The organism is Pseudolactococcus laudensis (assembly GCF_013449735.1).
Classification (GTDB): Bacteria; Bacillota; Bacilli; order Lactobacillales; family Streptococcaceae; genus Pseudolactococcus; species Pseudolactococcus laudensis.
In genome coordinates, this window is sequence record NZ_JACBNY010000001.1 from 12155 (window position 1) to 35734 (window position 23580).

At 37.8% G+C, this 23580-nt stretch carries 22 protein-coding genes; 17 read left to right on the plus strand and 5 right to left on the minus strand.

The features are described 5' to 3' along the window. Positions 1 to 22: 22 nt before the first annotated feature. The gene (locus HZR21_RS00070; protein WP_180745376.1) at positions 23 to 310 is read right to left on the minus strand and encodes a hypothetical protein; all 288 of its coding nucleotides are present in this window, start codon (positions 308 to 310) and stop codon (positions 23 to 25) included. A 38-nt stretch (positions 311 to 348) separates the two neighbouring features. Between HZR21_RS00070 and rplU the strand changes: the two genes are divergently transcribed. The 4 genes from rplU to pepT all read left to right on the plus strand — a co-directional run bounded on the left by rplU (position 349) and on the right by pepT (position 2744). Then, positions 349 to 660, plus strand: a complete 312-nt coding sequence (gene rplU / locus HZR21_RS00075; protein ID WP_061773673.1) for a 50S ribosomal protein L21 — start codon at positions 349 to 351, stop codon at positions 658 to 660. Between the two features lie 17 nt (positions 661 to 677). Next, entirely contained in the window at positions 678 to 1010 is a 333-nt protein-coding gene (locus HZR21_RS00080; RefSeq protein WP_180745378.1) for a ribosomal-processing cysteine protease Prp, read from the plus strand. An 81-nt stretch (positions 1011 to 1091) separates the two neighbouring features. After that, positions 1092 to 1382, plus strand: a complete 291-nt coding sequence (rpmA, locus tag HZR21_RS00085) for a 50S ribosomal protein L27 (protein ID WP_003137946.1) — start codon at positions 1092 to 1094, stop codon at positions 1380 to 1382. A 129-nt stretch (positions 1383 to 1511) separates the two neighbouring features. Next, on the plus strand, positions 1512 to 2744 hold the full coding sequence (pepT, locus tag HZR21_RS00090; RefSeq protein ID WP_180745380.1) for a peptidase T: 1233 nt from the start codon (positions 1512 to 1514) through the stop codon (positions 2742 to 2744). A gap of 63 nt (positions 2745 to 2807) precedes the next feature. Here pepT and HZR21_RS00095 read toward each other — a convergent pair whose 3' ends face one another. Next, positions 2808 to 3242, minus strand: a complete 435-nt coding sequence (locus HZR21_RS00095; protein ID WP_003137943.1) for a universal stress protein — start codon at positions 3240 to 3242, stop codon at positions 2808 to 2810. Positions 3243 to 3483: 241 nt separating this feature from the next. Between HZR21_RS00095 and HZR21_RS00100 the strand changes: the two genes are divergently transcribed. From HZR21_RS00100 to HZR21_RS00140, 9 genes are all read left to right on the plus strand, one after another. Beyond that, complete coding sequence (locus HZR21_RS00100) at positions 3484 to 3780, plus strand: hypothetical protein (protein WP_003137941.1); 297 nt, start codon at positions 3484 to 3486, stop codon at positions 3778 to 3780. Between the two features lie 162 nt (positions 3781 to 3942). Continuing rightward, positions 3943 to 5988 (plus strand): cation:proton antiporter, encoded by a 2046-nt coding sequence (locus HZR21_RS00105; protein WP_180745382.1) that lies wholly within the window; start codon positions 3943 to 3945, stop codon positions 5986 to 5988. A 147-nt stretch (positions 5989 to 6135) separates the two neighbouring features. Beyond that, on the plus strand, positions 6136 to 7278 hold the full coding sequence (locus HZR21_RS00110; RefSeq protein ID WP_180745384.1) for a cysteine desulfurase family protein: 1143 nt from the start codon (positions 6136 to 6138) through the stop codon (positions 7276 to 7278). Positions 7279 to 7367: 89 nt separating this feature from the next. Then, complete coding sequence (thiI, locus tag HZR21_RS00115) at positions 7368 to 8591, plus strand: tRNA uracil 4-sulfurtransferase ThiI (protein WP_180745386.1); 1224 nt, start codon at positions 7368 to 7370, stop codon at positions 8589 to 8591. Positions 8592 to 8608: 17 nt separating this feature from the next. Continuing rightward, complete coding sequence (locus HZR21_RS00120) at positions 8609 to 10027, plus strand: MFS transporter (RefSeq protein WP_180745388.1); 1419 nt, start codon at positions 8609 to 8611, stop codon at positions 10025 to 10027. A 273-nt stretch (positions 10028 to 10300) separates the two neighbouring features. Continuing rightward, entirely contained in the window at positions 10301 to 11143 is an 843-nt protein-coding gene (locus HZR21_RS00125; RefSeq protein WP_180745390.1) for an Rgg family transcriptional regulator, read from the plus strand. Positions 11144 to 11540: 397 nt separating this feature from the next. Beyond that, positions 11541 to 11813 carry a hypothetical protein gene (locus HZR21_RS00130; RefSeq protein ID WP_180745392.1) on the plus strand — a complete coding sequence of 91 codons (273 nt, stop codon included), beginning with the start codon at positions 11541 to 11543 and terminating at the stop codon, positions 11811 to 11813. Between the two features lie 57 nt (positions 11814 to 11870). Continuing rightward, positions 11871 to 12845 carry a transporter gene (locus HZR21_RS00135; protein ID WP_180745394.1) on the plus strand — a complete coding sequence of 325 codons (975 nt, stop codon included), beginning with the start codon at positions 11871 to 11873 and terminating at the stop codon, positions 12843 to 12845. After that, positions 12832 to 13797, plus strand: a complete 966-nt coding sequence (locus HZR21_RS00140) for a ThiF family adenylyltransferase (RefSeq protein ID WP_180745396.1) — start codon at positions 12832 to 12834, stop codon at positions 13795 to 13797. Before HZR21_RS00135 ends, HZR21_RS00140 begins: the two co-directional genes overlap by 14 nt. A gap of 180 nt (positions 13798 to 13977) precedes the next feature. Here the strand turns inward: HZR21_RS00140 and tyrS are convergent, their stop codons facing one another. Beyond that, a complete protein-coding gene (gene tyrS, locus HZR21_RS00145; protein WP_180745398.1) occupies positions 13978 to 15231 on the minus strand; it encodes a tyrosine--tRNA ligase in 1254 nt (417 codons plus the stop codon). Between the two features lie 462 nt (positions 15232 to 15693). Between tyrS and HZR21_RS00150 the strand changes: the two genes are divergently transcribed. Both HZR21_RS00150 and HZR21_RS00155 read left to right on the plus strand, forming a co-directional pair. Then, on the plus strand, positions 15694 to 16464 hold the full coding sequence (locus tag HZR21_RS00150; protein ID WP_180745400.1) for a TraX family protein: 771 nt from the start codon (positions 15694 to 15696) through the stop codon (positions 16462 to 16464). A gap of 179 nt (positions 16465 to 16643) precedes the next feature. Next, a complete protein-coding gene (locus HZR21_RS00155) occupies positions 16644 to 19115 on the plus strand; it encodes a transglycosylase domain-containing protein (protein WP_180745402.1) in 2472 nt (823 codons plus the stop codon). Positions 19116 to 19207: 92 nt separating this feature from the next. Here the strand turns inward: HZR21_RS00155 and recF are convergent, their stop codons facing one another. Further along, complete coding sequence (recF, locus tag HZR21_RS00160; RefSeq protein WP_180745404.1) at positions 19208 to 20317, minus strand: DNA replication/repair protein RecF; 1110 nt, start codon at positions 20315 to 20317, stop codon at positions 19208 to 19210. Positions 20318 to 20323: 6 nt separating this feature from the next. After that, on the minus strand, positions 20324 to 20722 hold the full coding sequence (yaaA, locus tag HZR21_RS00165; RefSeq protein WP_003138185.1) for a S4 domain-containing protein YaaA: 399 nt from the start codon (positions 20720 to 20722) through the stop codon (positions 20324 to 20326). Positions 20723 to 20962: 240 nt separating this feature from the next. Here yaaA and yfmF point away from each other — a divergent pair, with 240 nt between their 5' ends. Together yfmF and yfmH are read left to right on the plus strand one after the other, a co-directional pair. Next, complete coding sequence (yfmF, locus tag HZR21_RS00170; protein WP_180745405.1) at positions 20963 to 22225, plus strand: EF-P 5-aminopentanol modification-associated protein YfmF; 1263 nt, start codon at positions 20963 to 20965, stop codon at positions 22223 to 22225. Continuing rightward, positions 22215 to 23498, plus strand: a complete 1284-nt coding sequence (gene yfmH / locus HZR21_RS00175) for an EF-P 5-aminopentanol modification-associated protein YfmH (protein ID WP_180745407.1) — start codon at positions 22215 to 22217, stop codon at positions 23496 to 23498. The genes yfmF and yfmH overlap by 11 nt, the downstream gene beginning before the upstream one ends. Positions 23499 to 23580 lie beyond the last annotated feature (82 nt).

Here is a 23580-nt window from a genome sequence, read left to right on the forward strand (position 1 = left end):
GAGGCAGTCGCCTTGTTTGTTTTTATTTATTAAAATACTTGCCAAGGTCATTTGTTTTTGGTATAATAACAATGTTGTCTTTGTGAGTTTCATAGCTTTCAAGAGTACAACCGCACGAAGTTAGGTTAAAGTATAGCCCTGTAAATTCAGTTTTGCCCACTTTTGCTAAAATCTTCTTAGTCGTCGTCAATCCTTCTTGACTTGCACCAGCAAGCCTTCGGCGGATTTCCTTGTCTAAGAAAATTTTATCTAAAACTGAACAAAAGCAATTTTCAGAGTTGTACTTAAGTGAAGTCATTCCACCTACCAAGGCGAGTCTAACATATTATATAAGGAGGAAACACGCAAATGACTTATGCAATCGTAAAAACTGGCGGGAAACAAGTCAAAGTTGAAGTAGGACAAGCAATCTACGTTGAGAAATTGGACGTTGAAGCTGGCGCTACTGTAACTTTTGACGAAGTTGTACTTGTTGGCGGTGAAAAAACTGTGATTGGGGCACCATTCGTATCTGGTGCAACTGTTGTCGCAGAAGTTGAGAAACAAGGTAAACAAAAGAAAGTTGTTACTTTCAAATACAAACCTAAAAAACACTCACACCGTAAACAAGGTCACCGTCAACCGTATACAAAAGTTATCATCAAAGAAATCAACGCTTAATCGCGATATTTGATCAGATGATTAACATCAAGTTTAGTCGAAAAGATGACCAGATTACACGTTTTGTGATCACAGGACATGCCTTTAATGGCAAAATGGCGCACGACATAGTTTGTGCTGGCGTTTCAAGTCTTGCGATTACAACGGTGAATTCTCTAGAGACGCTTGCTCATTTTCAACCCCTGGTTGAAGTGGATGAAGTCGAAGGAGGCTTTCTCGATTGTGAAATCTTGTCAGATTTATCCGATAAACAAGCTGAAATTGCTCAGATATTATTGCGCAACTTTGAAAATGGTGTTAACGCCATTGCCCAAGAAGCAGAATATAGCAGTTTCATCAAAGTTACCTAAGGGTATCTATCAAGTGGATTGTTTTGGTTAGATTTTGAAACCAAAATAATTTCCTACATTAAATCAAGGAGGAAAAACCCTATGTTGAAAATGAATCTATCGTTGTTCGCCCACAAAAAAGGTGGTGGTTCAACTTCCAATGGTCGTGATTCACAATCTAAACGTCTTGGCTCTAAAGCTGCTGACGGACAAACTGTGACTGGCGGATCAATCCTTTACCGTCAACGCGGTACTAAAATCCATCCAGGTGAAAACGTTGGCCGTGGTGGTGATGATACACTTTTCGCTAAAATCGAAGGCGTTGTAAAATTCGAACGTTTCGGTCGCGACAAGAAAAAAGTATCTGTTTATCCAGTAGCTAAAAAAGCTTAAAAACTGCGACGAGCTCATGCGAGAAAGCAAAAAAAGCTTAATCTAGCTTAAAAATGAAAACTTTCGACTCTAGGGTTGAAAGTTTTTTCATGCGACTAGGGTGTGAATGCCTAAGAAATGAGGAAAATGATGACAGAAAATAAGATGTTAGCACGTTTTTTACGTTACGTCAAAATTAATACGCGCTCTGATGAAACAAGTACAACAGTTCCAACGACACAATCACAAGTTGCGTTTACAGCCATGTTGGCGGATGAAATGCGTGAAATCGGCTTAGAGAATGTCCATTATTTAGAAAGCAATGGCTATGTCATTGGGACAATTCCAGCGACGACGGCTAAACCAGTCCGTAAAATGGGCTTGATTGCGCATGTGGATACAGCTGATTTTAATGCGGATGGGATTAATCCACAAATCGTCGAAAATTATGATGGTAACCCAATCCAACTTGGGACAAGCGGTTATGCATTGGATACCAAAGATTTCCCTAATCTAGCCAACTACAAAGGCCAAACTTTGATTACAACAGATGGTACAACCTTGCTTGGCGCTGATGATAAGGCAGGTATTGCTGAAATCATGACAGCAGCTGATTTCTTAATCCAACATCCTGAGATTGAACATGGTGAAATTCGTGTTGGCTTTGGACCAGATGAAGAAATCGGGACAGGAGCTGATTTATTTGATGTCGCTGATTTCGATGTTGACTTTGCCTACACAATCGATGGTGGTCCACTAGGTGAGTTGGAATACGAAACCTTCAATGCTGCATCAGCTGTGATCACAATTGCTGGTCGTAATGTTCACCCAGGAACAGCAAAAAATCAAATGATTAACGCCCTTCAATTGGCCAATGATTACCACAATCAATTGCCAGAAACAGCGCGTCCAGAACTGACTGACGGCCGTCAAGGTTTTTACCACTTGGCAAGCATGTCTGGTTCACCAGAAGCTGCGACGATGACTTACATCATTCGCGACCATGATCGGACGACTTTCGAGCAAATGAAATCAGACCTTCTAGCAATTGCTGAAAAAATGAATGCGACTTATGATGAAGACCGTGTCAATGTTGTCTTGAAAGATCAATATTACAACATGGCTGAAGTGATTGAGAAAGATATGTCTATTGTCACACTTGCTGAAACTGCGATGAAAAACTTGGGTATCACACCTAAGATTGAACCTGTCCGTGGTGGGACAGATGGCTCTAAAATTTCATTTATGGGTATTCCAACGCCGAATATTTTTGCGGGTGGTGAAAATATGCACGGTCGCTTTGAGTTCGTGAGCGTGCAAACCATGCAGGCAGCTGTTGATACAATTATTGAGATTGCTAAATTAAACAGCACACAACTTTAAGTCTGAGTATCTGTGTCTATCTATCAAAAAAATCAGAACTCTTTTAGAGTTCTGATTTCATTTTTAACGGACGATTAGGATATCGCACTTAGCATGGGTAACAATGTATTGAGCGACTGATCCGATGAATAGTCGTTCGATATAGCTCAAGCCTGTGGCACCAATCATAATTAAGTCGACGTTTTCTTCTTTAGGGAGTGTCGTTGACATCATAACCTTAGGAGATCCGAATTCTACTCGGGTCTTAATTTTACTGATACCGGCTTTTTTTGCCTCTTCAGCGAAATCGGCAATGAGTTGTTCCGCTCCTTTTTTGGTGTCCTCAGCTACCATTGTGTCGTAGGTTGAGATGCTTTGGAAGGCGCGCAAATCGATAATATTAACGAGTAGAAGTTCTGCGTCATTTCGTTTTGCGACAGCGAGTGCGCGGTCAAAAGCGTTAGTAGATTCAACGGATCCGTCAATCCCCACCATAATTTTCTTATATTCTTGAAGCATAGCTTTTTCCTCCATTTATGATGCTCTAAGGTGTGCTGACACGGTGTTCGTGTGCCCCTTGAGATTAATAATTGGGCAGAAACCAGTCATACCCTCTACTTTTATTATATGCTCATTTGGCGGAAAAGTAAAAGAAAAACTTGTCTGATGTTATTTGAAAGTCTATGGTGTTCTGGCGTTGGCGTGTGCGAGGCTTTTGTGCTATAATAAGCCTTATCAATTAATCATATGGAGAGAAGAAATGAAAAAGTTGTCTGATGATGAATTCGAACAAAGAATTCAACATATGCGCGAGCTTTATCTAGAAAATCATGATAAAAGTGAATTGAATACTGCCATGGCAGCCAAATTATCATTTTTAGATCGCTTTCGCAGTCGAGATAATCAAAAAGCACGCTTGCGTCGGCAATTGTCAGAATTAGAAATTAAACGATGTCGGGCGACTTTGGATAAAAAATCTGCCCAAAAATTTGACCAGAAGTTAGCCATGAAAAAAGCTTTATTCAAAAAATTATTGGACGAAAAAAATGATAACTAATGATAGTTTTTAAGTGTTGTTAAAATCATAGTTTTGGATGTAGTAGCTAGTTAATGCACTATACTCGAATGGGATGAGTGGTAAGAACTATCAACAATTAGGTCAAGCATCTGTGCGTGAGCATTTGTGCCAAGTTAGAAAGTGAAAGGAGAGCATACACGGGTGATTCATACGGTATTTTATGTCATCATATTTTTTGTCGCATTAATTGTTTCTAATGTCATCAATAAGGTCTTCCCTAAACTTCCACTACCCCTCATTCAAGTTGTCTTTGGCTTGATTTTAGGTGTACTTGGAGCAGGAGATGTCTTGCGCCTAAATTCGGAGCTTTTTCTGGCCTTTATTATTGGGCCCCTTTTGTTTAGAGAAGGAGAAGAAGCAGACGTGAAAGGGATTGTCAAGCATGGACGTACGGTAACACTGCTTGTTTTCCCTGTCGTCTTTCTGACAACCCTTATTGTCGGGATTATCAGTCATAATTTTTATGCTGCCATTCCTTTAACCGCCTGTTTTGCCCTTGGAGCCAGCTTAGGACCGACCGATGCGGTAGCGGTGAGCTCGCTCTCTGAGCGTTTCGATTTTCCAAAACGAATCATTGCCGTCTTAAAAGGCGAAGGTCTTTTTAATGATGCATCTGGTATTATCGCCTTTCAGTTTGCCATATTAGCGTTAACTACAGGAGAGTTTTCTCTTGGGAAAGCCGTTGGCAGCTTGGCACTGTCAGCCATTGGGGGAGCACTAGTTGGTTTTCTAGTGGCTTGGTTGAATCGGACTGTTCTGACCCTGATGGAAGATGTCGCGGCGCAGGATGTCACGGGTTATCTGATGTTGGAAATTATGCTGCCCCTGCTGGCATTTTTCCTAGCAGAAGAATTTCATGTTTCAGGGATTATTGCTGTTGTCGTGGCAGGTGTCATGCAGGCAGGTGGTTTCAAAAAAATTACCTTGTTTGATGCTCAGGTTGAAAGTGTCTCGAAAACAGTTTGGGATGCTGTGACGTTTATTTTGAATTCCATTGTCTTTTTGTTTTTAGGCATTGAGTTACAACAAATCGTGACGCCAATCATCAGTAATGCTTATTACGATAATTTTAGGTTATTGCTCACTGTTTTAGTGTTGACAGCAACTTTGTTTATCATGCGTTATGTGATTTTAAGTGTCTATTATGCTGTGATTGCTAAAAAACGTCATCAAAAATTTGCCCGTTATGTCGATGATATTTTACTTCTCACCTTTTCTGGTGTCAAGGGGACAGTGTCTGTTGCGACAATCTTATTACTACCAGAAGCAGTTGCTCAGAAATATTCATTGCTTATCTTTCTTGCGGCATCAGTAACCGTCGTCAGTTTCTTAACGGGAATTTTAGTGTTACCTATTATTGCCCCTAAAAAGGAAGAAAAAGTTTATAATGTCGCAAAGATTGCCATTTTGACTACTGTCGTAGAGCAGCTTGAGCGAGAATCAGAAAAAGGCCGAAATAAACTTGGCTATATTGCGACGATTGATAATTATCAAGCGAGAATTCGGAAATTGATTATTAATCAAGAATCAGCGACAATGACTGCCGAATTTAATGACTTACAGCTCTTGATTCTTCGACTTGAAAATGAAGGTCTGGAAAATGCATTCCGAAATAATGAAATTACGATTAAAACTTATCGGATTTACCAACGATATTTGAAAGAGCTAGAACGCTCTATTGTTCATAGATTTGTTTCAAGTTTAGCCTTTGCAGTTGCCATTTTTTTACGGGTGATTCGCTTGGTTTTGAGTAATATTTTACATATTAACATTCATTTTAATCGAAAAAAAATACAGAAATTGGTTGGCGATTCTAAGACGGAAATTCGTGACCTTTACTTCAATAATACAAGTCTTATTTTAGATGCCCTAGAGAGTTTGGAAGGGGTCTATAATGCCGACTTGATAAATTATCTACAATCAGAACGCTTGCGTGCATCAGAGCAAGTGGCAACGGGCGGATTCATCACCCGAATCATCACCAAGGCACGACCTAATAATTTAGATGAGATGATGCGCGGCTATTATTTAGAACGCAAATTAATCTTTGAATATGAGGCACAAGGTTTGCTAACAGCGCGAGAAGCCAAAGTTATGCGAAAAAATGTCAATGCCCTCGAAAACTATTCAATGAATGACAATCATTCCAACTTGCTCTATGATTTCCTAGAGTATACACCAAAATAAAAACTGCGAACTCGCAGTTATTTTCAAGTTCAAAATATGATAGTGAAAGCAGTATGACGTAGCGTTAACTTCTGCGCTTGCGCAGGTTCGTCAATTATCTATTTTTTCTACAGAAGTTAGCTTGAAGTTCTAATAAAAGGAAGAAACATGATATATTTTGATAATTCAGCGACAACAGCGATTGAACCCGCAGTCCTGAAAACATATACAGACGTTGCCACAAAAATCATGGGCAATCCGTCTAGCTTACATAATTTAGGGACAGTTGCTGGGCGAATGCTAGAGGCATCTCGCAAGCAAATTGCCGACCTACTCGGCAAATCAGCATTGGAAATTTACTTTACCTCAGGCGGTACAGAAGGCGATAACTGGATTCTAAAAGGTGTGGCATTTGAAAAACGTGTCTATGGTAACCATATCATCGTCTCAAGTGTTGAGCATCCTGCGGTTAAAGAATCTGCAGAATGGCTTGCAACACAAGGCTTTGAGGTGGATTTTGCCCCTGTTGATAGCCATGGTTTTGTTAAACTTGATGCGCTGGCTGCCTTGATAAAAAAAGAGACAATTTTGGTTTCAGTTATGGCTGTCAATAACGAGATTGGTACCATTGAGCCGATTCGTCAGATTGGTGACTTGTTAGCGGATAAACCAACGATTTCTTTTCATGTGGATGCGGTACAGGCTGTTGGTAAGTTAGACGTGCTTGAGTTTTTACCTGAACGTGTTGATTTTGCAACTTTTTCAGCACATAAGTTTCATGGCCCCCGAGGTGTTGGTTTTGTCTATATTAAAAAAGGGAAAAAACTGCAACCCTTGTTAACAGGTGGTGGTCAAGAAAATAATCAACGCTCAACGACGGAAAATGTGGCAGGTATTGCAGCAACAGCTAAGGCTTTACGTATGGTGCTAGCTGACTCAGAGGCTAAACTTGTGAAGTTGGCGGCGATGAAAGAAGTCTTGTTGACAGCACTGGCTGAATATTCGGATGTTGTCGTCTTTAGTCAGCGGGATAACTTTGTACCTAATATCATTACTTTTGGACTCAAAGGTGTCCGTGGTGAAGTGTTAGTACATGGGTTTGAAGCACATGAGATTTACATTTCAACGACAAGTGCCTGCTCCTCTAAGGCGGGTCTAGCGTCTAGTACCCTAACGGCGATGCATGTGTCACCTAAACTTGCGACATCTGCTGTTCGCATTTCCCTAGATGAGACCAATAACATGGCAGAAATCGAACAATTTTTGACGATTTTCAAACAACTCCATGCCAAATTCCAAAAAATACAATAAAATATAGAGATACTTTTTCGCTAGGTAGGTGAGGGTATCGGGCATCTTTCGCTAGTGTTTAGGCGAGGGATTTTAAATAGAAAGTGACTATGACAAATTTAAATTATTCAGAAATTATGGTTCGCTACGGTGAGTTGTCGACTAAGGGCAAAAATCGGATGCGTTTTATCAGTCGTTTGGCTCAAAATATCCGAGAGGTTTTGACAGAATTTCCGACGATTTCGGTTAAGGGTGAGCGAGACCGTGCTCATATCTATCTTAATGGTGCAGCCTATGCGCCTTTGGCTGAGAAATTAGTCAAGGTGTTTGGTATTCAGAATTTTTCGCCTGCGATTAAAGTGGACAAAAATATGCCAGCAATTGAAGCAGCAGTGGCAACCTTGATGAAAAATGTGTATCAAGAAGGCATGACTTTTAAAATTACGGCTAAGCGTTCTGACCATGATTTTGAGCTAGATAGTACAGAGTTGAATCGTGAGTTGGGGCATACGGTTATTATGGCAGTGCCACATGCGAAAGTACAGATGAAAAAGCCTGATATTGATTTGCGGGTCGAAATTCGTCCTGACTTTGCTTATCTGAGCTACGAAACAATTAAGGGTGCGGGCGGCTTACCTGTCGGTACTGCCGGTAAGGGTATGCTGATGTTATCTGGTGGGATTGACTCGCCAGTTGCGGGTTATTTAGCACTTAAACGTGGCGTTGAAATTGAGGCAGTTCATTTTGCTAGCCCACCTTATACGAGTCCTGGTGCGCTTAAAAAAGCAAAAGATTTAGCTAGTAAGTTAACAGTTTTTGGCGGTGATATTCAATTTATCGAAGTGCCATTTACTGAGATTCAAGAAGAAATCAAAGAAAAAGTACCGATGCCTTATTTGATGACAGTAACGCGTCGTTTCATGATGCGTGTCGTTGATGAGATTCGGGCTCGCCGTCACGGTCAGGTCATCATCAATGGTGAAAGTCTAGGACAAGTGGCTAGCCAAACGTTGGGCTCAATGACAGCTATCAATGCAGTCACTACAACGCCAGTTATTCGACCGGTTGTGACCATGGATAAATTAGAAATTATCGAATTGGCTGAGAAGATTGATACGTTTAATATTTCGATTCAGCCATTTGAAGACTGCTGTACGATTTTTGCACCACCACAACCTAAGACTAATCCTAAGCTTGAAAATGCTGAAAAATTTGAAGCACGTATGGATATTGATAGTTTGGTGCAACGAGCGGTTGATGGGATTATGGTCAGCCAAATTACAGGTGAGGCACAAATCGATGATTTAGAAGCAGCTATTCAAGATTTATTATAGAAAAAGGGAAGTCGCATATGTTTAGTAAAGAAAAATTTCCAGGGCTATTGGCGCTCGGTATTTTTACGTTTATGTCAACCCTTGATGGGTCAATTGTTAACATTGCACTGCCAAGTATGGCACGTGAAATGCACCTTGATATGGGGCAAGTGACTTGGTCAGTGACCATTTATCTAGTCGTTATATCAGGTTTAATTCTGTTATTTGGTAGGCTCGGTGATTTAGTCGGAAAAACGAAAATTTTTAGCATTGGTAGTTTGATTTTCACCCTAGGCTCACTACTCGCAGGGATTAATCTAGGTCTACATTTTCTACTCTTTTCAAGGATTGTTCAAGCTGTTGGGGCATCTATGACCATGTCCAATAGTTTTGGGATTACTAGTCAACTCTTTGAACCGGCTTTGAGAGCTAGAGCTATGAGTATCATGTCTATGTTTGTGAGTTTAGGTGCAATAGCAGGACCTGCAATCGGCGGCTTTATCTTACAGTTTGCGAGTTGGTCGTACATCTTCTGGATTAATGTGCCTTTGGGCGTCGTTGCCTATCTTATTGGTAGAAAAGCCTTGCCGGAAGATCCTGGCTCAGGTAGTGTGAAAGATGCCGATTTACTTGGGGCAACGCAGATGTTTCTAACGATTGTCGCGTTTTTCATCGCAGTTAGTCTAGGCCAAGCTCAAGGTTTCATGACGCTGTCGGTCATCCTAAGTTTTGTTGCCATGGTTGCACTTTTTGTTTGGTTTATTCATACAGAAAAAACAGTTGAAAAACCCTTGCTGAATCTCAATATTTTTAGCAGTAAACTCTTTAGTATGAGCGTTTTAACTAGCATGACGATGTTTACAGCAGGTAGTTTTGTTAACATCCTCATGCCATTCTATCTGCAAGATTATCGTGGTTCTGCTGCGGGATTTGCAGGAATGGTGATGATGGCTTACCCCGTGGGGATGTTCATTTTTAGCCCAATTGCTGGTGTTTTATCAGATAAATTCGACAAGGAAATCATCACATTTTTTGCTATTTCTGGCGTTCTAATCGTCCAACTCGGTTATCTCATGATTGGTCAAGGTACGGCTATGCCACTTGTGATGCTAATCTTGTTCATTCATGGCGGTAGTGTCGGCTTTTTCCAAAGCCCTAATAACGCTTTAGTCATGTCAACGGTGGAAATGAAGTATCTAGGAATTGCTGGCTCAGTCAACGCATTGGGCCGAAACCTCGGCTTTGTATTAGGGACAACCTTAGCGACAACGGTTTTATTTGTTGCCATGTCAGGACAAATCGGACACCGCGTATCTGGCTATGTTAAATCACGGCCAGAAGTTTTTCTTCAAGGGATGCACGTAGCTTTCTATGTTGCCCTAGCCTTAGTCATCTTTGCTTGGGGACTATCAAGTTATCGTTTACTCACACGAAAAAAATCTGCATCAGTTATGTAGAAGTTATTAGTAATTAAAACTGTATGAAATCTGTTTTTAAAAGGGCAGATTTTATACAGTTTTTTTGTCCCGGTCATAAAATACATTATTTTTTAGATGAGTTGCTTGTATCAATTATTGTCTGAATATTTTGATATAAATAATTGACATATATTTTGAAAATTTGTATAATTCTATTAGTTGATATGGAAGCGTTTGCTATTTGGCTGTTTTAGGTCACTTGGTTATGCTACTTTATCTGATAGTGCTGAGTAAGAAAATGGAGAAAAATAGATGTTAGATTTTAAAGATTTAGGTGTTCACTATCGAAAGGTGAGGGAGTCTAGGGGTTACACTATGGGAGATGTCACAAGTGATAATTTGAATAAATCACAGGTTTCAAGATTCGAAAATGGGACACAAATGTTATTGTTAGACGGTTTTATGCATGCGATTAAAGGTTTAAATATGACTGCGAGCGAATTTTTCTTGACAATCGGAAATTTTGAGGGTGGTAATTTACATAGGTTTGGTGAAAAATTACAGTCTTATATTGTTACTCAAGATATAGAGGGATTGAAAGCCCTGATTCTACCAAAACCTAGAACAAAAGAGAAAAAGATTTTCAACATTTTGGCTAAGTGTGCAATCAAAGATTTGTCGGGAAGAAATGTGCTGACAGATGAGGAATGTCTGTTTATTGATAAACATTTAACAGATATTGAAGAATGGACAGTATTTGATGTTAATGTTTTTGCGATGGTTTTGGAAACTTTAGATATTAATTTAGTGTACCAACTTGGTTTAGATTTGTTAAAAAAAGATAAATTTTATAAAAAGTTACCTTACAATGCACATATCGTTAAGCGAACAGTTGTGAATCTATATGTTCATATGATTCTTCATCGAAAATTTAACTATGCAGATGTGTTTGAAAAGAAACTTGAAGTACTATTAAAACCAAATGATACAGTAGAGAGAATCGCTGTTTCTGTTTTTAAAAAAATTTCTTGCTATCGTCAAGATGAAAAATCAGAGATTTTGACGGAGATTAAAAGGGATATTCAGTTTTTGAAAAATTTAGATGCATCAGCATTAGCGAGAAAAATTGAGATTCTTCTAGTCAACTATACCTAAATAAAAATACCAGTAGCTTGTTAAAATACTGGCGTTTTGTTTAAATTAAAAATCTAAAATACCAAACAGATTAAATAGTTTAAAAATCATGATTAGAATTCCTTTCCTATGATAGCTATATTTTATCAAATTTAAAAAGGGGAAAACCTATCGTTGCTAACTTGCAACGGTTTATAGCAAAAAAGTGTTGCAAGTTAGCAACTTTTCACATAGGTGTGTTTGAAGTGATATAATTATTTTGTAAGTTAGTTTGAACGATTTACGAGAACTGAACAAGACTAACAGCTGGGGACTTGTTGGAGAGGAGAAAATAAATATGAAATTTGAAGAAAAACATATCTTGGATAGTAATGACATCCTTATTTGTATTTTTGGTTAAAACTAAACGGCGATGAATATGAAGCGATTTATGTTTATCGCTTTTTCAAATTACTTTGGAGAATTTATGAACCTTTTTTTAAAAAATAAAGTTTTTAGATGGCTAACAATATCTGATTTTTTAAATAATTCGGGGGCATCCATTTATAATATTGTGTTTGTTATATATGCTTCAATGATGCCTAATCCAAGAATCATGGTATTTGTTGCAAATGCCATTATGCTCATCCCTATATTTTTTCAAATCTCTGTCGGTATAAGGGCTGATAAGACTGAGCATAAGGTAAAGTAGGCGATTAGTATTGGTTTTATTCAGGCGTTTTTATTTATTATAGTTGCTTTACTTCAGATGAATATGTCCTATCTTGCTTTTTCCGCAGTGTGTTTTATTAATATCATATCTGATACATTTAGTAATTTTGAGCGTGGTTTAAAAATGCCTATTATTCAAAAAAATATTCCAGAAAACGCGATGATGTCGGCATTTTCTTTTAAGCAATTTATTACTTATATCAGTTCTTTACTTGGTCAAATTTTTGGGGTTTGGCTACTGACTGCTAGTTATCAAAATTTCTCACTTGTTGCTACTGTAAATGCTATAACTTTTTTATTGTCAGTTTTTGCACTGATTGTCATACGAAAGGAGATGCCTTTTGAATTTATCTCTGCTGTTAGTAAGGATAATAAAATTTCTCTTATCGCAAAAATGAAAGCAATTTTATCAAACACAAAGCAAATATTTGGTAAAGAAGGGACAACTGGTTTTGCTAGAATATTAAGTTGTATTATTTTGATTAATGTATTAGGGAGTGCCGTTTTGCCAATTTTTAATATTGTTTTATTGGATAAGCCAATTTTCAATCTTCAATTTGGTACCTCTATCTTAATCTTGCAAAGTTCTTATATTCTAGGTGTGATTACCAGTAGTTTATTACCAAATGATGTTTTTTCAAAACTTACATTGGTCAGTTTAATTTCACTTGTATCAGCTAGTTTGATCGTTCTTTCAATTTTAAATATGCTACAGCTTGCTCCTTTAATTAGTACGATATTTATCGCTTTTATAGGGTATGTGATAGGTAAAATTAATCCAAAATTGTCTTCACAATTATTGAATGCCTTATCGCCTGAGGTATTAGCACAAACTGGTGCTTTTCTTGATACCTTGTTTATGCTATCAATTCCAGTGGGTACAGTTATCTTTACAAGTCTTACTTTATGGCATGCAAAAATTGCATGGCTTATTTTCCTAATCATATCTACAGTAGCACTTAGTTTGATTTTAACAACTATCCAAAGGAGTAAAAATAATGAAGCGATTTAGATTAAAATCAGAATTGATTTGGATGCAAAAAGAATCAGGAATAGAGACATATTATGGTAATAATTATTTAAATACAGTAATTAATACTGATGATAATGAAGGATTTTTTTCGTTTTTACAGTTTATCAATATACCAAGAACTGATGAAGAAATAGCTGGCTATGGATTGATCTCACAATCAAAAAAAGATGATATTCTCTTATTTCTAGAAAATAAAGGTTATGGATACTGGATTTCTGGAACAGTGGAGGCATTAACAAGAACTGAAATGTTTGTTAATACTTTTCCGAAAAAATTCTATCAAGACTATGAAATAAAAGTTTCGGAACAAAGAATTATTATTATCGGTTTAGGTACAGCTGGCAGTTACTTGGTTGAAATTTTGGGGAAGTTAAAATTCAATCATTTTGTTTTAATTGATGGTGACTCTATTGAAGAAAAAAATTTAGAAGCACAAAATTATTTAGTAAATGAAATAGGAAAATATAAAGTTGAAGCATTAAATGATAGATATGGTGAAAAGTATCAGATAACACCACATAAAAAATTTATAGCTAACTATCAAGAATTAAATGGCTTAGTTGATGGTCTTACGGATACAGATATCATAATAAATGCTTCTGATGATCATGAATTAATGTTAGATCTAATTCAAGCCAAAGTTGATAATAAAATTAGTGGTCCTATTCTCGTAAGCGGTTATGGTGTTTTAGCTCAAACTGCATATTTGATTAAAAATTATCAGACGGCTATAAAATTTATCGATAGAATTAAAATATTGATTGTCAACAAAAAAGGTGCGATCAGCGAAAACAGTGGTTCAGTCTTAAATTCATTTCTCGGCACATATATGGTTTCAGAACTGCTACTTGATTATATGTTAGAAAAAGAGTCTGTTTTAGCATATGGAAATTTTGAAACAAATGAAATTCATTTTGATTGCACATTATAAAATGTTAGTTCTTCAGTATGTATCAAAAAGAGTTTCTGGACATTTGTGTTGATGTAATAATCCTAATTAATTTCAAAGTCTAAAAATCTAAAAAGCCGCAAGAGCTCACGTTTAAATGAGCTTTTGTGGCTTTTTGTCTTTACTTTATTATATATATTTAATGGCGATAGGTTATCCCAATCAGTAATTCACAATTGTATATTTTTTCTTACCACGACGGATTACTGTTAATTCATTTTCAAGTTTATCTGCATCGCTCAAAATATAATCTAGCTCAGTTTGACGTTCACCGTTGAGGTAAATAGCGCCATTTGTGATGTCTTCACGTGCCTGGCGGCGGCTTGGTGAGATTTTGGCATCAACAAGCAGATTAACCAAGTTACCGTCAAAATCACTTGGAACAGTATAGCTAGGAACATCTTTCAAGCCGGCCTTGATATCTTTGACTGACAAGGCTTTGATGTGACCTGCGAAAAGTTGTTCTGAGATATTGACTGCTTGCGCATAAGCAGCTTCCCCGTGAACCAAAGTAACGACTTCTTTAGCCAATGTTTTTTGAGCTAAACGTTCATGCGGCTCTGCTTCAAAAGCTTTTGCAATCTCATCAATTTCATCAAGAGATAAGAAAGTAAAGATTTTCAAGAATTTGACGGCATCGGCATCAGCGATATTGAGCCAGAATTGGTAAAATTCATATGGTGATGTTTTATCGGCATCAAGCCACACGGCATTGCCCTCAGACTTGCCGAATTTTTTACCGGTTGAATCAGTGATAAGTGGTACTGTAATGACATGGGTTTCATTACCTGACTTTTTACGAATTAAATCAGTCCCAGCTACCATGTTCCCCCATTGGTCAGACCCACCGATTTGGAGGTTGACGCCGTGGTTTTCATTGAGTTGATAGAAATCATAGCCTTGAAGAATTTGGTAGGCAAACTCAGTATAGGAAATCCCAGTTTCAATCCGTTTTTTGACCGATTCTTTGCTCATCATGTAGTTGATGGTGTAGTATTTGCCGACATCGCGCAAGAATTCAAGGACGTTCATGTCAGAAAACCAGTCGTAATTGTTGACTACGATAGCAGCGTTTTCGCCTTCAAAACTCAGGAAACGTGATAACTGTTGCTTGATCGATTCAGACCATTGTGCCACGGTATCAGTGGTTTGGAGTGAGCGCTCAGCATCCTTAAATGAGGGGTCGCCAATCATCCCAGTCGCACCACCAACGAGCGCTACTGGATGATGCCCAGCAAGTTGCAAGCGGCGCATATTTAGGATAGGTACCAAATGCCCCAAATGCAGCGAGTCCGCCGTTGGGTCATAGCCCGTATAAAAGCTAACAGAAGTTTCCGTCAAGGCTTTGACTAAAGCTGCTTCATCAGTCGTTTGAAAAATCAAACCACGCGCTTTGAGTTCTTCGAAGATATTCATGTTCAATCATCCTTACTTTAGAGGTTGTATTTGCTTACTGCCGACACATGGTAGCAGATAATGCTTTATCCGAGCTATTTTATCAACGCATCGTGATATAGACACAGGGGATAAAGTATTAAAAATGCTATATTGAAAGCTGAGCAGACCTAATGCCACCTCATTTAGCTAAATTTTTATAAATTAAGTCTATTATATCAAAAAAATCAAGATATTTTAAGGCGTGAGCCTATATTTTAACACGAGTTTATCAGATGGCATTGTTGACTTGATATTAAGCCTAAAAAGTACCTAATTTGATGATTTAGATGTTGTATGATAGACAGCTGAAACGACTTACCTTACAGTGAGCTTACGAAAGTGTAAGTCAAAGCTATCAGAATCTGGTGTATAATTTCAATATCGTCAAGGCGTACAACACCGTTTTAATGCCGTGAAACTAAATAAGTAGGAGAAAGTAGCATGTCTATTATGAAAAAAGGTTTAACATCATTTGATTTAAAACTTATCGGAATTATTTTAATGGTTTTTGACCATGTTCACCAAATGTTTTATTTTGAAGGGATTCCATTGTGGTTCACAATGCTAGGAAGGCTAGTTGCACCAATTTTCTTATTTTTAAGTGCAGAAGGTTTTCATTACACACATAATCGTAAGAAGTATATGTTGAACTTATTGATAGGTTTTTGGATTTGTCAGGTTTTATTTATGGCTATACCTGCTATCTTGCCAAATCCTAAAGTAGAGTTGATTAATACTATCTTCGGCACTTTGTTTTTAGGTTTATGTGCCATGTGGGTGTATGACGGATTTTTCGGTAAAGTCAAGTACATTGGTAAAGCTATTTTGGGCTTGTTGTTTCTTGTTGTGACACCTTTTGTGACTTTGTTTGTTATGGCAAGTCAAGATATGCCACTTATCATCAAACAAATTTTCATATTTTTTATCCCTAATTTCATTACTGTTGAAGGTGGACCGGTTTTTATCCTACTAGCTTTAATGTTTTATATTTTGAGAGATAAAAAACTATTAATATATCTTGCACTTGTGGTAGTCAGTCTATTTATTTTTGTTTCAAACCCACATAATGACCAATGGATGATGATTTTTTCTCTCCTACCAATCTGTTTATATAATGGCAAGGAAGGTAGAAAAGAAAAATGGTTGTTCTATATCTTCTATCCGCTTCACATTATTGTGCTGTATCTCTTATCCACTTTGATTTTCTTATAATCACTCTAGTCGTGATGTAAAACTTTGAAAAGCTAGCCTATCGTGTTGGCTTTTTGTTTGCAAGTGAACCTTCACGCGCAAATTATTGATAGAGATACAAAAGATGAAACCCCTATATCTAAAGGCTTGTAGGCCATATAGTAGTAGGTAAAAGAAAAAAGTTATGATATAATAAAGCTATGACTAAAGAATTTTCCGATAAAGAACGTGAGGCGTTACAGCATCGCATTAAAGCTAAAAAAGCGAAACGTAACGAAAAAAATAAAAACAAAAACAAAAATAAAAAAAGTCCTTCTGATAGTAAAACTATTCTAGAGACGATTTTTATAGTTGTCAGAGGTTTGGCTGTTATTTTTGCGACGATTTTGAGTCTAGGTATTATTTTTGGTGCTGCGACAGGAACGGGTTATTTGGTGAGCCTGATTTCAGATGTCAAAGTGCCGTCAAGCAAAGTATTGACTGAAAAAATCAATACGATTCCTGAGGCATCCTTGATGACTTATAGCAATGGTCAGCCGATTTCTGATATTTCAAGTGATTTAATCAGAACAAAAGTTTCAGGTGACCAGATTGCTCAAACGGTAAAAAATGCCTTGATTGCAACAGAGGATGAGAATTTTGAGCATCACAAAGGTGTGGTGCCCAAAGCTTTCTTCAGAGCAATCTTAGGAGAATCAATGGGTGGCTCGTCTTCAGGTGGTTCAACGATTACCCAACAGTTGATTAAACAACAAGTCCTTGGAGATTCCCCAACTTTTAAACGAAAAGCCACAGAGATGGTATATGCTTTAGAGCTTGAGAAACATTTTACCAAGGATGAAATCTTAACAGACTATCTAAATGTCTCGCCTTTTGGCCGTAATAATAAAGGTCAAAATATTGCTGGTGTTGAAGAGGCAGCTAAAGGAATTTTTGGTAAGTCAGCTAAAGACTTGACGATACCAGAAGCAGCTTTTATCGCAGGTTTACCACAGAGTCCGATTGTTTATACACCTTATGGTGCAGACGGTAATCTTAAATCTAAGGAAAATATGCAATATGGTTTAGATAGACAAAAAGATGTACTCTTTAACCTTTATAGAAATGGTTATATCTCTAAAAAAGAGTATGAAGCCTATAAAGCATATGATATTTCGACTGAATTCATTGCGCCAGCAACAGCTGAAACAACAAGTCATGGTTATTTATATCATGTGGTCTATAATGAAGCCTTTGATAAAGTCTATGATTATTTGATTAAGACAGATAAGGTTTCTGAAGCTGACCAAGGTAATGATGTGGTTAAAGAAACCTACCAAAAAATGGCAGAACAAAAATTGCAGCAAGGTGGCTTTACAATAACAGCAACCATTGACCAAGGGATTTATCAAGCCATGCAGACGGCTGTCGCAAATTACGGCTACCTCTTGCAAGATGGTACAGGTGAAAACCAGACGGGTAATGTTCTGATGGATAATAAAACTGGTGCTGTTCTTGGCTTTGTTGGTGGTTTGGATTATAATAGTAACCAAAATAATCATGCTTTTGATACGCACCGAAGTCCTGGTTCGTCGATTAAACCGATTATAGCTTATGGTCCAGCGATTGATATGGGAATTTTAGGTAGTGCAAGTCGTTTATCTAACTATCCGACTAAGTTCTCTAGTGGCGAGCCTATCATGCATGACACGTCAGCGGGTACGCAAGAGATGATGACCTTGCAAGATGCATTAGATACGTCTTGGAATATTCCTGCTTACTGGACCTACCAAACAATGCTTAAAAACGGTCAGAGTGTCAAACCTTACATGAGTAAGATGGGCTATAAGGTTGATAATTACCAGATTGAATCACTGCCTTTGGGTGGAGGGATTGACCCTTCTGTTGTTCAACATACGAATGGTTATCAAGCCTTGCTAAACGGTGGACAATATGAGCAGTACTATGTCGTTGATAGTATTAAAGACGGTAATGGCAAAGAGATTTATAAACACGAAAGCAAGCCTGTACAAGTGTATTCAAAAGCCACCTCATCAATCATGGCAGAACTTTTAAAGGGGCCGATTAAGTCACAGAAAACAACGACTTTTTATGGTCAGTTGTCTAACTTGAATCCAACGTTAGCGGGTGCTGATTGGGTTGGTAAAACCGGGACATCAAATGATTTTGTCGATGTTTGGCTTATGGTTGCAACGCCTACAGTAACGCTTAGTTCTTGGGTCGGTCACGATGATAATACACCAATGGCTGCGATGACGGGTTATAACAATAACTCACAATATGTTGCGCAACTGGCTAATAGTATTTATCAGGCTAATCCTGGTGTCTTTGGTGTTGAGCAACGTTTCACACTTGATCCGTCAGTGACGAAATCAACAGTCTTAACCTCAACGGGTGAAAAGCCAGGAGCGTTCACAGGTGGAGGCTATACTAACTTCACATTATCAGGACCAACGACGACATCTTACTGGGCTAAACCAGAAGGTGCACCGACGACGCAATATAAATTTGCGATTGGTGGTAGTGATAGTGACTATGCAAATGCTTGGACAAAAATTTTAGGTAGTAATGCGGGTAATAATGCCAATAATAATTCTGGAAATAATACAGGTAATAGTTCAAGTAGCAATACTAGCAGTAGTAATGATGATGCTAATAAAAAGAAACCATAAGGTATAGCAATAGAATAAAAAAATAATTAAGAAACGTGAACGGGCTCAGCCGTTCACGTTTCTTAATACTTTTTAGAATTTAATACTGAGCACTACTCGGAATCTACTGATGTATCTGATTGTTCTGAGGAGACGGTCTGTATCGTACCTGAAGTCACTTCAAAAACCGTCATTTTATCAGGTAAATGTTGTAGATGATCAAGCGTCGTTGTTGTGATGAACGTCTGTGTTTTACCGATAACTAAAGATAACAGATCGAGCTGTCTTTGATTATCGAGTTCACTCATGACATCGTCCAAGAGTAAAACCGGATACTCACCCGTTTCTTGATAAATCAACTCAATTTCAGCTAATTTGACAGACAGCGCAGTCGTGCGTTGCTGACCTTGAGAACCAAAATTGGAAACATTAATATCATTGATGAAAAATTGTAAATCATCTCGATGAGGTCCAACAGAAGTCTGGGCACGAAACTGGTCTTTTTGACGCGCTTGTTTAAGTTCGTCTGCGAAGTCAGTCTTGACATTTTGAGCATAAACGATGTTCAACTTTTCTTGACCATGACTTAGATGATTGTGCAAGTCAGCAGAAATCTCAGTGAGACTGGAGATGAATTGTTTGCGATGATTCATGACTTTTTCGCCATATTCTACCAGCTGGTCATCTAAGACATCCAAAAAATTAGGGTCAATTTTTGATGCATCGAATTTGAGATAGCTGTTGCGCTCTTTGAGCGTTTTATTATAGCGCATCAAATCATACAAGTAGACAGGCCGAATCTGACCGATTTCCATATCAATAAAACGCCTCCGAACACTAGGCGCGCCTTTAATAATCGCCAAATCCTCAGGTGCGAACATGATGACATTCAGATGACCGATATAATCAGCCAGTCGATTTTCCTTGAGATGATTGACTTTGGCAATCCGCCCCTTAAGTGTTAAGGTAATCTCGAGTGGGACAGTTGTATTCTTTTTGATTATCGTGCCTGATACCAACATCTCTTTTTGCTCCCACGCAATCAATTCCCGATCAGCATGTGTCCGATGACTGCGAGTTAAGGCAAGAAAATAAATGCTTTCAGCAATATTGGTCTTGCCTTGGGCATTTTGTCCGACGAAAATATTTAAGTTGGGATGAAATTTGAGGTCGAGATGGTTATAATTTCGAAAATTGGAGAGATGTAACTCGGAAATAATCATAGGTATTTATTTAGCACCAGGGAATTTAGGTTTGCTCGTTTTACGTTTATAGTATTGCTCTTTATTGTTAGCAGCTGATTTTTGACGCATTTCCGTTTTCTTGTTATCAGCGTTGATTTTTTTGACAATGGCTTTGACACGTGCCTCTTCGTCAAGTTCGGCTTGATGTTCCGCAATTTCATCTGCTGTCGCTGCGACAATATTAATTTTTAGCCCGAATCCTGGGAATTCCAAGACATCGCCATCAAAAAGTTTTTTACCGCGTCTATTTTCATATTCACCATTGTACAAAACATCGTTGGTCGCTAAGAAATGTTTGGCTGCGCCACCAGTTTCAATAATCGCTGCTTCTTTGAGCAACTTGCCTAGGGTGATAAATTCATCGTATATCGTATAAGTATTCATACCTCATTTTAACATAAATTAAGGCCTTATAGGCGCGCAATCGGAATCTTTCGTTAAATGAAGTTGTGCAGTAGGGCACAAGGCATCATGCTAATATGACAGAAAATTAGGCAAACGTTGAAAAATCTAGCGATACTGACAATCAGTGCGCTATAAAATTTATTGAAATCTTCTACTTGATTTGGTGTCCGGATGCCTATATTTTGGTATAATAGAAAAGTACATAAATAAAGGACAAACATGAAAATAAAAAATGGCGTAAATTTACATATAATCAAGGAAACTAAGTTTAAGACAGTGCAATTTTTGGTACGCTTTCGCTCTAAGATGTCGCGCGCTAATGTTGCTAAACGTGTGATTATTTCTAACCTCTGGGAGACATCAAATGCAGTTTTGACGACCAATCAACAATTTCAAAGAAAATTATCAGAGATGTATGGTGCCAGTTTTGCGACTGGTGTGTCTAAAAAAGGTGATAATCATTTTTTGAATATCGGTATGAGTGTTGTTAATCCTAAGTTTGTTGAGAGTGATACGGTAACAGATGCGGTTGAACTTTTACATCAGGCTTTGTTTATGCCTTTGATTGATGATATTGGCTTTGATGAAGCTACTTTTGCGCGTGAAAAGAAAAATCTTTTGCATTATTTGGCATCGACACGTGAGGATAAATCCTACGTGTCATCAACGCGTTTGAGCGAGCTCTTTTTTGAGGATAAAAATCTGTCGACACCTAGTATTTCATCAGTTGAGCTGATGGAGCATGAGACGCGTCAGAGTGTTTTTGAGTACTATAAAAAAATGTTACTGACAGATACGATTGATATTTGGATTCTGGGTGATTTGTCAGCGGCTCAGGAAGCGAATATCAGGACTTATTTTTCAGAAATGCCTTTTACTGATAGGGAGCCTGTGCGTACTGTCTTTTATGAGCAAGCAACATCCAATATCGTGCGTGAAAAGACAGAAAAAGAAGATGTTAATCAATCAATTTTACAGTTGGCTTATAGTCACCCAGTCAAATACGGTGATTCTGATTATCTCACGATGCAAGTGTTGAATGGTCTTTTAGGTGGTTTTTCACATTCAAAATTGTTCACAAACGTGCGAGAAAAAGAAAGTTTAGCTTATTATGCTAACTCACGTTTTGATACCTTTACTGGTTTCTTGAAAATTGCAGCTGGTATTGATGCGGGACATCGTAGTAAAGCCTTAACTATTATTCGAGCGCAAGTTCGTGCTTTGGCACAAGGTGATATTTCAGATAGTGAATTAGGCCAAACTAAAAATATGTTGAGAAATGCTTATTTCTTATCATTGGATTCACCGTCAAATTTGATCGAGCAGGCTTATATCAAACAACTTTTACCAGACCGTCAGCTTTCTCAAGCAGAATGGTTGCAAAGATTAGACGCCGTGACAAAAGCAGATGTTGTTAGAATAGCTAAGACATTGAATTTACAAGCTTTATATTTTATGGAGGGAGAAAGCCTTGGAGATTAAAAAATATCCACAAGTCGGTGAGACACTCTATAAAGAGGTGCTAGATAATGGCTTACTCGTCTATTATTTGCCAAAGCCTGAATTTAATAAGACTTATGGTTTATTTACGACAAATTTTGGCAGTTTAGATACGCGTTTTATGCCACGTGGTAGCTCAGATATGCAGACCTTTCCAGAAGGCATTGCTCATTTTTTAGAGCATAAATTGTTTGAGAAAAAAGATGGCGATGCCATGAACTTTTTTGGTGCACTGGGCGCTAATTCCAATGCCTTTACAAGTTTTACACGGACGTCTTATCTGTTTTCAACCATGGAAAACGTTGAACCTAATGTTGAATTGTTGTTAGATTTTGTTCAGGAGCCATATTTTACGCAACCTTCTGTCGAAAAAGAACAAGGTATCATCACACAGGAAATTCAGATGTATCAAGATGATGCAGACTTTAGATTGTTTTTTGGTCTTCTACAAAATCTTTATCCTGAGTCACCTTTAGCAGCTGATATTGCAGGTACACCGCAAAGTATTAGACGTATTTCAGCGGAAGATTTATATGAAAATTATCGGACCTTTTATCATCCAGCCAATATGACGCTCTTTTTAACAGGACCGTTTGAGGTATCAGAAATGTCAGATTTGGTTGAAAAAAATCAAACTGAGAAACGATTTGAGCCGATTGTACCGATTCAGCGTGCACCATTTGTGGCAGCAGCACCGATTGCGACAAATAATTTGTCTTTTGATGTCACGATTCCTAAACTTGCGCTAGGTTTTAGGGGGTATGACCGCTTACCGTCAGACCCTTTGCTTAGATTTGAGTATAAGTTAGCGATTCAACTTATGTTGACGATGATTTTAGGCAATACTAGTAGTCGTTATGAAAGCTTGTATAATCAAGGATTGATTGATGATTCTTTTGGTTTCGATTTTGAAGTAGCGCCTCAATATCATTTTGCCAGCATGACGTCAGATACGATTTATCCAATAAAACTCGCTAAAGTTTTGCGTGATACGCTAAAAAGTTATAAAATAGAAACTGATTTCAATTTAGACCACTTGACGATTATCAAAAAAGAGATGTTAGGCGATTATTATAAGTCTTTAAATTCACTAGAATTTATTGCCAATCAATTTTCATCTAATCTTTTTGAAGGTGTGACTTTCTTTGATTTCCCAATGATTTTGTCAAGTCTGACATTGGAAAAAATTGAGCAACATGCAGACCGATTTATCAAAGAGATGGTCTCGACTGAATTTATTATGAACCCAAAGTAAAAATAAAAAAGTGATGCTGACTGCCACCATTGTCTAGGCTATAAGGTAAGTGCCAGCTCAAAAAAAGTCCAGAAAGGAGTTC

What these genes read in the sequence shown, in the direction of transcription:
- yaaA (WP_003138185.1), bottom strand. Translation starts at nt 20,722, where the DNA reads ATGAATACTTATACGATATACGATGAATTTATCACCCTAGGCAAGTTG.
- rplU (WP_061773673.1), top strand. Translation starts at nt 349, where the DNA reads ATGACTTATGCAATCGTAAAAACTGGCGGGAAACAAGTCAAAGTTGAA.
- rpmA (WP_003137946.1), top strand. Translation starts at nt 1,092, where the DNA reads ATGTTGAAAATGAATCTATCGTTGTTCGCCCACAAAAAAGGTGGTGGT.
- tyrS (WP_180745398.1), bottom strand. Translation starts at nt 15,231, where the DNA reads ATGAATATCTTCGAAGAACTCAAAGCGCGTGGTTTGATTTTTCAAACG.
- HZR21_RS00120 (WP_180745388.1), top strand. Translation starts at nt 8,609, where the DNA reads ATGTTTAGTAAAGAAAAATTTCCAGGGCTATTGGCGCTCGGTATTTTT.
- pepT (WP_180745380.1), top strand. Translation starts at nt 1,512, where the DNA reads ATGACAGAAAATAAGATGTTAGCACGTTTTTTACGTTACGTCAAAATT.
- thiI (WP_180745386.1), top strand. Translation starts at nt 7,368, where the DNA reads ATGACAAATTTAAATTATTCAGAAATTATGGTTCGCTACGGTGAGTTG.
- HZR21_RS00110 (WP_180745384.1), top strand. Translation starts at nt 6,136, where the DNA reads ATGATATATTTTGATAATTCAGCGACAACAGCGATTGAACCCGCAGTC.
- HZR21_RS00150 (WP_180745400.1), top strand. Translation starts at nt 15,694, where the DNA reads ATGTCTATTATGAAAAAAGGTTTAACATCATTTGATTTAAAACTTATC.
- HZR21_RS00100 (WP_003137941.1), top strand. Translation starts at nt 3,484, where the DNA reads ATGAAAAAGTTGTCTGATGATGAATTCGAACAAAGAATTCAACATATG.
- HZR21_RS00125 (WP_180745390.1), top strand. Translation starts at nt 10,301, where the DNA reads ATGTTAGATTTTAAAGATTTAGGTGTTCACTATCGAAAGGTGAGGGAG.
- HZR21_RS00130 (WP_180745392.1), top strand. Translation starts at nt 11,541, where the DNA reads ATGAAGCGATTTATGTTTATCGCTTTTTCAAATTACTTTGGAGAATTT.
- HZR21_RS00135 (WP_180745394.1), top strand. Translation starts at nt 11,871, where the DNA reads ATGAATATGTCCTATCTTGCTTTTTCCGCAGTGTGTTTTATTAATATC.
- HZR21_RS00140 (WP_180745396.1), top strand. Translation starts at nt 12,832, where the DNA reads ATGAAGCGATTTAGATTAAAATCAGAATTGATTTGGATGCAAAAAGAA.
- recF (WP_180745404.1), bottom strand. Translation starts at nt 20,317, where the DNA reads ATGATTATTTCCGAGTTACATCTCTCCAATTTTCGAAATTATAACCAT.
- HZR21_RS00155 (WP_180745402.1), top strand. Translation starts at nt 16,644, where the DNA reads ATGACTAAAGAATTTTCCGATAAAGAACGTGAGGCGTTACAGCATCGC.
- HZR21_RS00080 (WP_180745378.1), top strand. Translation starts at nt 678, where the DNA reads ATGATTAACATCAAGTTTAGTCGAAAAGATGACCAGATTACACGTTTT.
- HZR21_RS00095 (WP_003137943.1), bottom strand. Translation starts at nt 3,242, where the DNA reads ATGCTTCAAGAATATAAGAAAATTATGGTGGGGATTGACGGATCCGTT.
- yfmF (WP_180745405.1), top strand. Translation starts at nt 20,963, where the DNA reads ATGAAAATAAAAAATGGCGTAAATTTACATATAATCAAGGAAACTAAG.